Below are 11,604 nucleotides of genomic sequence, written 5' to 3'. Positions count from 1 at the left end.
GCGTTAGCCCCCCATTTAAACTGCTTTTTCTCTCTGTGTACTCTGCAGCTCTGTGAGATTTTCCCGCCTTTCCCGCTCTTTGTCCTTTCACCCTTTCTCGCTCCACATCTGCCACAGACGTACACGGACATATTTTGTATCGCGTTTATTGAGTCTAAGTATGAAGATGAAAATTTCCTCATTCTTTTTTGATGAAAAATGACTTGAACTAAAAATATGACCACGGTAAAATGACTATATCCATTAAATAATTGTGCAAATTACTGCACGTAGAAGATGAAATCGACATTATTCAAACTAATATTAATGTATCAGGTGCGAAATGGAACGTATCATTTCAAAATCACAATTTAAACCTCACGCGCTAAAGTATTTTCGGGATGTCCAAAAAACGGGTAAGCCATTAATCATTAGCGATCATGGGAAACCAGTTATAAAAATTGTTCCCTACACAGATGATACCCAGAAAATTCTTGATTCCCTTAGGGGTACGGTCTGTGAATACACAGAACCACTTGAACCTGTCGGTCTCGATGATTGGGAATCCCTACAATGATCTTATTGGACACCCATGCGTGGATATGGTTTCTCAGCGATCCAGGGTTGATCTCTCAAAAAGCCATTGAATTAGTTGAAAAGGCCGTTCACAATAATGCTGTATATATTTCGTCCATTAGTATCTGGGAAATAGCGCTTCTGGTGGCCAAAAAACGGTTGATTCTCAAAATTGAGATTAGTGAGTGGATATCAAAAGCGGAAAGACTACGGTTTTTTCAATTTCTTCCTGTTGACAACTCGATAGCGTTAAAATCGGTCAACCTGCCGCAACCGCTTCATAGTGATCCAGCCGACAGAATTATCATTGCAAGCGCTCTTGCCCTGGACGTACCTTTAATCACCAGAGATGAGAAAATATTGAATTACCCTTACGTTCAATCTGTTTGGTAAGCCACAATAAGCTATCAACGAACTCGTCTGTGTGTGACTGTGGCTATCTGTCTCTTTTTGGCGAAGCCAACTGAAACCTGTTTTTTTCTTTGCGTTCTCTGCGACTCTGCGGTGATCATTTTTTTTCCGCCCGCTTCGCTCGAGGCCACAAAGGCGCAGAGTGGTTGGAAAACTTGACCCATTTTCTTCTTTTTTGCCACCGACACACACGGACTCACACGGACAAGCAATGCGCAGTCTGCAGCTTCTGCACTTCACTACGCTTCATCAAGCCTATCTCCCATCACCTATCTCGTCTGTGTTGGTCTGTGGCTCCGAAATTTTGAACGTTCGACTTAGGTCATTGACATATCCACAGGTTTGCCTTAACATTATGTAAGGAATTTAAATCAAGTAAGGAGACAGACAATGGCCCTATCAACAATCACCAGCAAAGGGCAAATCACTATTCCTAAAGCGATTCGAGAAAAGTTGATGATTGATACCGGTGATAAAATAGAATTCATTTTGACCAATGAACGTGAAGCGCTCATCAGGCCGATTTCCAAAACAGTGGATGAATTGTTTGGGAAATTAAACCGGCCAGGCATAAAGCCTGTTTCAACTCAAGCGATGGACGAGGCCATTTCCAAGAAATTTAAGAAAGAATTCAGATGAAGGCCTTAGATACCAATATTATCATTAGGTTTCTCGCAAAAAAAAGGACAAACCGCACTTAAACATTTTTTGGTGTATGCCCGAGAAAACAACGCAGATCTTTCGGACATTCTAATCTCCAGTTCAGCCAAACAGTCAGGCTGTGAAAGCGTATTGTCATTCGATAAAAAAGCAGCCAAGGCCGGTATTTTTGAACTAATGTCATAAATCACCGACCAACTGCATCTAACCTTGCCACCGACTCACACGGGCGATGTAGATGATAGGAAAGAGGCCGGGGGCTATAGGCGATGGAAAAAATGGAAAGCGGAAGATTTGAAGATCGGAATATATGAAGATGTTGAAATGAAGGATTATAGGGCGTTAGCGCTTATTTCCCGCGTTTCACGCTTTTCCCGCCAGTTCCGCTGAAAGGTTGTTAAACCCAAAGAACACAATAAACACAAGTAATCCAAAGAACTCAACTAACACAACATCACCGCAGAGACGCAAAGATCGCAAAGAAAAACAGTATGCCCTCCCGTCAGGGAAATTTAAACCCTCAGCGCACTCCGCGACTCGAGCAAAGCGGGCGGTGAAATGATTAGCCACCGGCACTCACGGACTCACACAGACAGATAATCCGCTGCCTACGCCTCAGCTCTTCCCAGCGTCCGCTCTTCTTATCCCCCTCTTCGCTCAATGCTCCATGCTATCAGCTAGCCCAACCAATCAAACGAACAAACGGATCTTCCACCTTCCGAGCCTCCTATCTTCATAGCTTCCGATCTTCCTATCTTCCGCTATTCTCGCTCCCAACCTTTTCCACCTACATGCTTATCATAAACGAAAACCTGACTCCGTTTTCTCCCCCACTTGACAGGAACTAAAAGTGATGTATATATAGATGGCAATTAAGACATAACATCGGAGGTAAAAATGACACCCCAAAAGCAGAAAACTGTAAAAACCACAACCCCTATTCATAAAATGCTATTAAACGAAATTGACCAATTCAATCCTTTCAATACCAGGAGGGAATTTTTTGAAGAGGCCAGTCGGCATTACCTCAAAAAACTGAAACGGGAAAAGGTTTATCAACAACTGGAAGAGGCCTGCAGGGAATCTGCTGAGGAAGATCTGCAGGAAAACGCCGATTGGGATCAAGCCACATTGGAGACTTGGCAATGAAATTTCCCAAAAGGGGTGATATATATTGGGTAAACTTGGATCCAACAATTGGAGCTGAAATCAAGAAAACTCGTCCGTGTGTTGTCATTTCGCCAGATTCGGCGAACAGAGTCGGGTCACTTATTATCGTAGCACCAATCGCAAAGGCAGAAGGAAATAAAACATATTTTCATGAAATTTTCCTTCCCAAGGGAACTGCAAACTTAAACCATCCTTCAAAAATAAAAGTTTTTCAGCTGCGCTGCATTGATAAAAAACGCCTTTCACAACATTCTTTCGGCTCCCTTCCAGCAGAACGAATTACTGTGCTTGATGAAAAGATACGAATTGTAACTGGTGTCTACTAAATTGCTGCTGAAAGATCTTCTTCATTTGCCGAGTCTATCTGTGTGAGTCCGTGGCTAATTATTCACCGCCTGCTTCGCTCAAGGCGCTGAGTTCGCAGAGGGTTTAAATTTCCCTGATGGGAAAAACAAAACTTTGGCGAAGCCAATAAAAAACAATTTCTTTTCTTTGCGTTCTCGGCGACTCTGCGGTGATTTTATGTTTGTTGGGGATATTGGTATTTTCAGCAAGACTGGCAGGAAAAGTGTTTATGCGAGAATGGCGAGAAACGCGGGAAGGGCGAGAAAAATGGGCCACCAGCTTTCCCCCTCGTCCCCTAAAATCCTACGATCCTTGAATCCTTCATCTCCATATCTTCAGAGCTTCCGCTTTTCCTCTCTCTGCTCCCCGCCTCTCCCCCATCACCCTTCTCCTTCAAAACCTCAGCCATTATTTTTTTTGCATTGGCTTCATATCTTGGTGGTAAAGTACTCATATTCAGTCCAAGCATGGTTTTGCGTGCGTCTTTGACCCGGTTCATATCCATCAGGAGACTGGCCAGGTGATATTTGTAAATATCAACTTTTTCCGAATTGTCGTTCTGGTCTGACAAATTTCCCTCAGTCAGCTTTATTGCTTGCTCTAAATACCATTTGGCTTGTTTATGCATCCCTTTTCGATGGTAGGCCACGCCAAGTGTATGGGCAAAATCAGCATTTTCCGATTCTGTTTCATAGGAAAAAAGAGCCAAGTCAAAAGCTTTGAGCAGTTCATACTCGTTTTCGAGGTAAAGCCATGCCAAATTATTTGCCAGAACCGGATTTTTCGGATCAGCGGAATAGATGCCCTCCATTGTTCCTATGGCGGATTGCAAATCTCCATCTTGATAATACAAGCTACAAAGTAATAACTTCAAATCCCTATCGTTTGGCAGATCCTCAATTGCCTTCTTTAAAATTGAAATTTTTAGTTGGTGGTCCTCTAACAAGCTAACGAGCCCTTTGTATGCCTCAGCCTGTTTTGGGTCGTTAACTAATACACGCTTGTATGAAACGAGGGCTTTTTGGTTTTCATTGACGGTCTGATAAATCTGCCCGAGAATCAATTGAAAATAGCTATTGTCCGGATCGATATCGACCAAATTGTTTATGGCCTTTATGCCTTCATCCTTTTGTCCTTTTTTGATATGGATCTGAGCAATCGCATACGCTGCATCCACACTTTTCGGCTTTTTTTTAAAAATGTTGTTTAATATCTGTAGAGCCGCATCATCCTCGCCTTGTTTCTCCTTGGCAATGGCCAGGTAATAATAGGCATCCAATGCATTATTATTTAGTTTTAATGCTTTCCGGAAATTTAATTCCGCCTCTTTATATCTTTCCATGGCCAGCATGCAGTTACCCATTATCTGATAGGCACGAAAGGTTTCGGGAAATTTTTTAATGATACGATTTAGATAATCGGTACAAAGATCGTAATTGCCTTTTTTATAGTGGACGTCAGCCAGTGCGAGTTCTGCATCAAGGTGGTCCGGTGCAATGACTAAAAGCCGTGTTAAGGCTTGAAGGGCCAAATTTGTCTTATTACTGGCCATGTATGCAAGGGCCAGCAGATAAAGGGATTGCGGGTCATCATTGTCCCTATCAACAACTTGTTGGAAATAGCTGACAGCCATTGCGTTTTTTTTATTGATAAGGGCGGATTTACCGTTAAGCAGCAGCCAGTCAATGTCATTTGAGTGATGGTATTTTTCCAGAATCGAACTGGCTTTAGCCGCCTGATTGGTATTTAAAAGCGCGTCAGCAACAATTTTTTGGATATCCTCATTTTCAATGAGTTGATTGTTTTTCATAAACAAAGCAATAATTTCGTCGTAATTTTGGTTTGATTGAAAAAATTGCGCTGTCTTTATTTTGACCAAAAAATTTTGTGGATCATCTTTCATCGCCTGCCTCAAAGCCATTTCTGCGCCAACATCATCGCCAGCCAGCATCAGGTATTCAGCTTTGCTCAGCCAGAACCGGATTGTTTTATCTACTTTTAACCTAAGGGCCTGTTGGTATACTTCATCAGCCATCTCCGGACGATTTTGTGCAATTAAATTTGCCGCAAGCTTGAAATATGCATAGACGTTATCAGCCTGCCTGGTAATCACCTGACGGTACAACTGCTCACCATCTTCTATTTGTCCGGTTAGCGTCTTGAAATCGCCTTCAAGCAATAGAATGTCGTTGTCGGCAGACATACGCTGACTTGCCAGAACAAATACTTTTTCCGCTTCCTCCAGTTGAAATGACAGGATATGATTTTGAGCTTTTAGCAAATAAGCTTTGCCTGGCGCCTCATTTGTTTGGATAATGGGATCAAGCATCTGATTTGATGAATCAAATTTTGCCTGTCGCTGATAAGCAGAGGCTATTTTTATCTTCAATCCAGAATTTTGCGGTTCCTTCCTCAATGCTATTTCCCACGCATTAATAGCCTCATCATACATTCCATTTTGGAATGCTGCATCACCTTGCCTAATGAGTATACTATTATCTATTTTTTCATCTGATCCGCATGCAAGAATAAAGACAGCAATCCCATAAACCATAATAAAAATATTACGACTCAAGTTTTGGATCGATGTCTTCATTACTTAATTTTACCGTTCCTTTTTACGATTGCTTGAATAATTTAATAGCAAAATGTATAGCCCAAGTTAACATTAAGAAATATATTAATGCTTCCATTTTATTCCTCAGCAAATACTCAAATATAGAGAATAATAATGGAAACGGCCATGGCAATTTTTCACTTTTATTGGCTCCATAGCGAATCCTCCGCGGTCCTTCAACTTGATCGTTGTCATTCGGCTGATCTTTTTCTGAATCTATATCTCTTGGGATAGTTTTGTTTGTAGCTTTGTTCGCTTGATAATTAGTTACCGGAAAAGGTTGATTGAACGATGGCTTTTTATTGACGAACTGTCGGAATTGAAGAGATGGACTATCTCTTTTTAGATTCGTACCTCCCCGGGCAGAGATACCAGCACCTGATGATATATTAGTTTGTGATAACAGCCTATTTAAATTATCATTAATATTTTTACTCTTATCGCCAATTACTTTATCCCAATCAATATATTGATTTAGATAAGGGACATCCAAGCCTTCAAGAACAGCTTGGGATCTTTTTTTTAGTCCCTCGTATTCATCTATTAAACGGGCAATCCTCAGGTTTGCATACAACATATTATCAATACTAAAATTTTGCGTCTCAATCTGAGCACTTGAACGAATGACAACTTCAGGGATTGCAATTCTGTCGAAATAAAACAATAATTCGGGATGTTCATGCGCTAATTGGTTAGGTAGCGTGTATCCACTTTGATCTTTTCCTTCGTCGAGCAGAAGAAGCTTATGCGCACTGTTTTTAAGGCTATCTGTTTTGTTAAGAAAAACATTGGATTGACTTTTCCCCTCTATTGTAATGACAAAGTAGCCCTGCGCAAAACTTTGACCTAATGCAATAATTAAAACTATTGTAACAAGTTGTAGCATGGTCAATTTTATCATTTGCGTTTGAAGAAAGAGAGCTTGGATTTATTTAACTGGGCGATTCAAGTTCTGGTATGCATGAAAATTGGTAAGCATGGTAATATGGTAAACCATTATTGCCTCCCAGAATTTGAACCCCTGACGGGGTTCCCGATCTCACCGCATCTTCCCGATGGCGGGATCTTCGAACCGCGTTAGATGTCTCTCCGCATAGGTGCTATCGCCAGTAAAAAATGAACCCACCTTCCGGCGGAAACTGAACCCACTACACCGCCATTTCTAAAACGACCGAAAGGGAGATTTTCGGACCCACCCAGAAGGCAATTCCCTATAATATCGTGCCATCCATTCCACCTTTTGTATGAGAGGGCACGATGCAACGAGCGCGACCCCGTAAGCGGCCGTGTAAGATCTGCCGCAAATGGTTCCTGCCGGATCCGCGGCAGATCGGCAGACAAAAAACTTGCGGCGATTCTTTATGCCAAAAAGAAAACCATCGTCATCAATGCGCGAAGTGGAACCAAAAAAACGGCGACTATTTTAAAGCCAACTACTTGTACGAAAAACTGGCGCATGCGAAAGACCCACCGGCATCAACGTCGAACAAAGCCCCTGTCATCAGATCTTCCAGCCGCATCAACCTGGACCTGCCCAAGGATTTGATGGCCGACATCATCGGTGTTCGCCACCTTATTATTCTGGAATAAATCATCAAGCAGGTGATGCGCCATGGGAAAAGGCGGTCATCCGTTAGGGCGCCATAACGCGCACAGGGTTTTTAAGATGCATGAATCATGTAACTTATTGTTATTTTATTATGATATTGATCAACTAATCAAAAAATGACTTTAAGACGCAATAAATGGATAACCAATAGAGATAACAGATGAATACTGACAGACTAATCGGAAATCGTTTTTAAGACGCAATCGACATGTAAGGGGCCACCGGGATATGTTGGCACCATGTCCGATAGCCCCTACATGACGATCGCGGCGAAAACCATCGGTGAACGCTACGCGGATTTACGGATCATTCAGCCTGTGGCGGAAAACGCCATGGAGCGGTCCATGCAAAACTATGGTCAATTGACCCCCCGTGGTGGTGGGGCAAGTGGACGATCGATACGAGATGGTAGACGGGTTCAAGCGGCTGCGGGCCGGACGCAAGCTGGGGTATGAAAGCCTGCAGGCCCGGCTCATGCCCGGTGGTAGGCGGGCCATGAAGGCGGCCATCATTTACCTGAACACCAAGGCGCGCACCATCGCGGACATCGAAAGTGCCCTGGTGATCCGCTCGCTACACCGGGAAGACAATTTAAGCCAGGTCGAGATCGCCGCACTGTTACATCGCCACAAGAGCTTTGTGTGCCGGCGTCTTGCGCTGGCGGAAAAGCTTGGCGACGAGGTGATGGATCATCTCAAGCTGGGGCTGATCAACATCACCATCGGTCGCGAGTTGTCGCGGTTGCCCGCGGGCAACCAGAAAAAGGCACTGACCACGGTATTGAAATACGGATTGACCGGCAGTGAAACCGCTCAGTTAGTCCGGTTGCTGCTCAAGGAGCCGGGATGGAACCACCCTTTGATCCTTGGCTTCCCGGAAAAGATTTTGAGCGATCGGCATGCGCCACGTCCCCGGAAGGATTGGTGCGACGGTTTTCACAATCGGCTGGTCAAGATGGACGTGTATTTGTCCGGCATCACCACGGATCAGCTAAACACTTGTCAACCGGCGCGTGTTCTGCCAGCCATCGAACGGATACAAGTGGTACTGGCCGGCATGCATGGACATCTTAAAAGATGGTAGTCTTTGTTCGCAATCGGCAGGATCTGGAACATCGAATCATTCTCATGCATGCCGAAGGCTGGGGCATTCGTGCCCTGTCGCGGCATTTTGACATGGGCCGTAACACGATCCGGCGGATCCTGCGCAAACACCAGGAGCAGCGGGATAAAGGTCATGATGTGCTCGAGCCGCGCAGACCGGTTGCGAGAAAAAGCAAGCTGGATGCCTTCAAGCCCATGATCAAGGCGCTTTTGGAAAGGTATCCCGACATGACCGGCGTAAGGGTGTATGAGGAGCTTCGCGAAAACAATTTTGACGGCGGTCAAAGCATCGTCAGGGACTATCTGCGCAAGATCCGGCCGCGGCCGAAAAAAGAACCGGTGGTGCGTTTCGAGACGCTGCCGGGACGTCAGGGCCAAATGGACTGGAGTCCTTACACGTTTAACTTCACCCGTAGCGGCCGACAGAAGGTGCTTTGTTTCTCGTACATTCTGGGATTTTCACGCCGGCATTATATCGATTTTACCACCGACCGGCGTTTTCATACCTTGATTCGGCGCCATCAGGATGCCTTCGCCCGTTTTAAGGGTGTTCCCGCCACCTGCCTGTACGACGGTGAGAAAACCGTGATCCTGCGTTGGGAGGGCGGTCAGCCGGTATACAACCCGGCATTCGTGGCCTTCATTACCCATTATCATTGCCGGCCGGTGGCGTGTTTACCCGGACGAGCCCAAACAAAGGGAAAAATCGAGGCTCCGTTTCAATATATCGAGAAGAATCTGCTCAATGGTCGGACATTCGCCGATCTTTCGGATCTGCGCCAAACGGCGGCGTGGTGGCTGAAAAATCGCTCGGATGTGCACGTTCACGACACCACCGGTCGCAGGCCTTTGGAACTGTTTTTGGAGCAAGAACAAGCCGCCTTGAAACCGCTGCCCGCCCATCCCTATGACACGGCCGAGGTGGCGCTACGGGTCTGCCGCGTGGACGGATTCTTGGAACATGAGACCAACTTCTATTCGGTGCCTTACGAGTACATCGCCGATATCCTTACGGTCAAGGCCACGGAGCGTGAAATCATTGTGTACAGTCCAGATCTTCGTGTGATCGCGCATCACGAGAGAAAACCCATGGGCGCCTCTGAGAAGGTGGAGGAGCCGGATCATCGCAAATCGGAAAAAGTGCGCTATGGGCTCGAACCGGTGAAAGCGGCGTTTTTGTCCCTCGGCGATGGCGCACAGGCGTTTCTGGATGGGCTCAAAGAGCGCCATCGGCACTATTGCGGGTTCCAGGCGCGTTATATCCTGCGTCTTAAAGAACACTATCATTGCGAAGATATTCACGCGGCCCTGGTGCATGCGGCAAAGTATTACGCCTTTGACGGCAAGGCCGTACAGCGGATTTTAAAAGCCCGTCATACCCCGCGCCAGTTGGAACAAATGAGCACCCGGTCGGTCTCACAGTGCGCCGCCCTACTGCCGGATATCAAACAGCGGCCGCTGGAAGCGTACAGTAGTCTTTTAAAGGAGTCTGTCGATGAGCACGATGGATAATATCCGCAGCCATCTTGCGACGCTGAAGCTTTCTCGCATGGAAAAGGCCCTGGATGACACCTTGGCCGAGGCGACAAAGAAGAACCTGCCAACCGCAGCCGTGCTCGAACGGCTCCTGGAAATCGAGGCTGTCTCGTTGATCGAAAGGCGTATGGAGCGGCGCATCCGTGAGTCAAAACTGCCCGATCGCAAGCTGCTCGCCGATTTTGACTTCACGTTCCAGACCGGCGTCGACAAACGTCAGGTAATGGATCTGGCCACGTTGACATTTATCGAACGAAAACAGTGGCTTATCCTGGCAGGCAGTTCCGGCGCTGGAAAAAGCCATATCGCCAAGGCGCTGTTGCTGCTCGCCTGCCAGCACCTTTACCGATGTCGTTATGTAACGGCCTCCTTTATGCTACGGGACCTTTGGTCCGGTCTGGCCGACGACAGCCTCGAGGACAAACTGAAGGCATATGTGCGTCCCCAGATCCTTTTGATCGACGAAATCGGCTTTGACCGTCTGGAACAGGAATCAACCCGTAACGCGTCGCTTTTCTTCAAGGTCATCGAAGGTCGATACGGCAATAACAGCACCATTTTAACGACCAACATCGACTTTACGGCCATGGGCAAATACCTGGGGGATCCCGTGGTCACGGCTGCCATCGTTGATCGTATGGTCCATCATGCGGTTATTATCAGCATCGATGGCCCCAGTTGGCGGATGCATGAATCCAAACGGTTGAATCGATCCCCCCGCAAAAGGCAAACCACTGGTAAATCCAAATGACGCGCCGTTTTTCATCGGGAGAACTGGTTTTTTTACGCAACCGGGTCCCCATCGACCGGGTCGTGGAAACTTTGTTTGATGCTCCCATCCAAAACAAAAGCGGCAAGCGGCGAATTGCCTGCCCCATATGCGGTGGCCTGGACACGTCCATCCATGCCGCTCACAATCTTGTCCGATGCTTTTCCTGCCAGCGGAACTTTAACCCCATCGAACTGGTTATGTACCAGCTAAAAATCAGCTTTGTCGACAGTGTCAAATGGCTTCAAAACCGCATGTCGTCTGTTCATCAAAACATCCTCACAAACAAGATCAATAACGCCGGGCCTTGCGCCATCGGCGATATCCTGCCTCATGTGATGCCATCGCCGTCTCAAGGCAAAACCGATGTGCCATCCCTGGAATCAATCATTGAGAAAATCTCCCACCTCGAAAATCGCCTCAAAAACATTGATCGCGTCATCAGCGAGCTTCAATCTTCCCTTAACCGATAAATATACCATTCTTGTAGTCTACGGCTTAATCTGCGCGCAATAGGCGGGATCTCTTTTTTTACATAGGCTGGGCGGGCTCTATTCCGGTAGCCGTGAGCATCGCTTCTAAACCGCTGCCCTCACAGCCCCATCCTCAAAATCAGCAACTTTTAGGTGGGTCCATAAAACCGCGAAGACGGGTCCATTTTTAGCCGGCGGTAGCAGCATAGGCGACTATAGCTGAAATACATCTGCCTTGTATATGCGGCAATCTCGACAATCGCCCAGTATTGGAGTAAGGTTGTTTTAACGTAAAAAAAATCATACACCAATTTGCGTTTTTGTTCTTAATTGACCTAAATTTGATGAACTCGTTA

Annotated in this window: 13 protein-coding genes; 11 read left to right on the top strand and 2 right to left on the bottom strand. The window is 46.0% G+C overall.

The window, feature by feature from the left end; genetic code table 11:
• The first annotated feature begins 322 nt into the window (after nt 1-322).
• The 5 genes from Dvar_RS19310 to Dvar_RS19290 all read left to right on the top strand — a co-directional run bounded on the left by Dvar_RS19310 (nt 323) and on the right by Dvar_RS19290 (nt 3,122).
• Nucleotides 323-556, top strand: coding sequence for a type II toxin-antitoxin system Phd/YefM family antitoxin (locus Dvar_RS19310; RefSeq protein ID WP_419663517.1), 234 nt, complete (start codon nt 323-325; stop codon nt 554-556).
• A complete protein-coding gene (locus tag Dvar_RS19305) occupies nt 553-948 on the top strand; it encodes a type II toxin-antitoxin system VapC family toxin (RefSeq protein WP_419663515.1) in 396 nt (131 codons plus the stop codon). Before Dvar_RS19310 ends, Dvar_RS19305 begins: the two co-directional genes overlap by 4 nt.
• 408 nt (nt 949-1,356) lie before the next feature.
• Nucleotides 1,357-1,605, top strand: a complete 249-nt coding sequence (locus Dvar_RS19300; RefSeq protein WP_419663514.1) for an AbrB/MazE/SpoVT family DNA-binding domain-containing protein — start codon at nt 1,357-1,359, stop codon at nt 1,603-1,605.
• Between the two features lie 918 nt (nt 1,606-2,523).
• On the top strand, nt 2,524-2,775 hold the full coding sequence (locus Dvar_RS19295; protein WP_419663512.1) for a hypothetical protein: 252 nt from the start codon (nt 2,524-2,526) through the stop codon (nt 2,773-2,775).
• On the top strand, nt 2,772-3,122 hold the full coding sequence (locus Dvar_RS19290) for a type II toxin-antitoxin system PemK/MazF family toxin (protein ID WP_419663510.1): 351 nt from the start codon (nt 2,772-2,774) through the stop codon (nt 3,120-3,122). Before Dvar_RS19295 ends, Dvar_RS19290 begins: the two co-directional genes overlap by 4 nt.
• Nucleotides 3,123-3,436: 314 nt before the next feature.
• Here the strand turns inward: Dvar_RS19290 and Dvar_RS19285 are convergent, their stop codons facing one another.
• Both Dvar_RS19285 and Dvar_RS19280 read right to left on the bottom strand, forming a co-directional pair.
• Complete coding sequence (locus Dvar_RS19285; protein WP_419663509.1) at nt 3,437-5,737, bottom strand: tetratricopeptide repeat protein; 2,301 nt, start codon at nt 5,735-5,737, stop codon at nt 3,437-3,439.
• Nucleotides 5,738-5,759: 22 nt separating this feature from the next.
• On the bottom strand, nt 5,760-6,644 hold the full coding sequence (locus Dvar_RS19280) for a hypothetical protein (RefSeq protein WP_419663507.1): 885 nt from the start codon (nt 6,642-6,644) through the stop codon (nt 5,760-5,762).
• Between the two features lie 371 nt (nt 6,645-7,015).
• On the opposite strand from Dvar_RS19280, the gene Dvar_RS19275 reads away from it, so the two are divergent.
• From Dvar_RS19275 to Dvar_RS19250, 6 genes are all read left to right on the top strand, one after another.
• The gene (locus Dvar_RS19275) at nt 7,016-7,348 is read left to right on the top strand and encodes a hypothetical protein (protein WP_419663506.1); all 333 of its coding nucleotides are present in this window, start codon (nt 7,016-7,018) and stop codon (nt 7,346-7,348) included.
• Between the two features lie 258 nt (nt 7,349-7,606).
• Nucleotides 7,607-7,822 (top strand): hypothetical protein, encoded by a 216-nt coding sequence (locus Dvar_RS19270; RefSeq protein ID WP_419663504.1) that lies wholly within the window; start codon nt 7,607-7,609, stop codon nt 7,820-7,822.
• Nucleotides 7,755-8,450 carry a ParB/RepB/Spo0J family partition protein gene (locus tag Dvar_RS19265; RefSeq protein ID WP_419663502.1) on the top strand — a complete coding sequence of 232 codons (696 nt, stop codon included), beginning with the start codon at nt 7,755-7,757 and terminating at the stop codon, nt 8,448-8,450. The genes Dvar_RS19270 and Dvar_RS19265 overlap by 68 nt, the downstream gene beginning before the upstream one ends.
• Nucleotides 8,444-9,982: an IS21 family transposase gene (istA, locus tag Dvar_RS19260; RefSeq protein WP_419663500.1), complete on the top strand. Its 1,539-nt coding sequence runs from the start codon at nt 8,444-8,446 to the stop codon at nt 9,980-9,982. Before Dvar_RS19265 ends, istA begins: the two co-directional genes overlap by 7 nt.
• The gene (istB, locus tag Dvar_RS19255) at nt 9,966-10,757 is read left to right on the top strand and encodes an IS21-like element helper ATPase IstB (RefSeq protein ID WP_419663499.1); all 792 of its coding nucleotides are present in this window, start codon (nt 9,966-9,968) and stop codon (nt 10,755-10,757) included. The genes istA and istB overlap by 17 nt, the downstream gene beginning before the upstream one ends.
• A complete protein-coding gene (locus Dvar_RS19250; protein ID WP_419663497.1) occupies nt 10,754-11,248 on the top strand; it encodes a CHC2 zinc finger domain-containing protein in 495 nt (164 codons plus the stop codon). The genes istB and Dvar_RS19250 overlap by 4 nt, the downstream gene beginning before the upstream one ends.
• Nucleotides 11,249-11,604 lie beyond the last annotated feature (356 nt).

The organism is Desulfosarcina variabilis str. Montpellier (genome assembly GCF_048565275.1).
Lineage (GTDB): Bacteria > Desulfobacterota > Desulfobacteria > Desulfobacterales > Desulfosarcinaceae > Desulfosarcina > Desulfosarcina variabilis.
The sequence above is the reverse complement of the archived record's forward strand: the minus strand, read 5'-3'. Positions and strand labels throughout refer to the sequence as shown.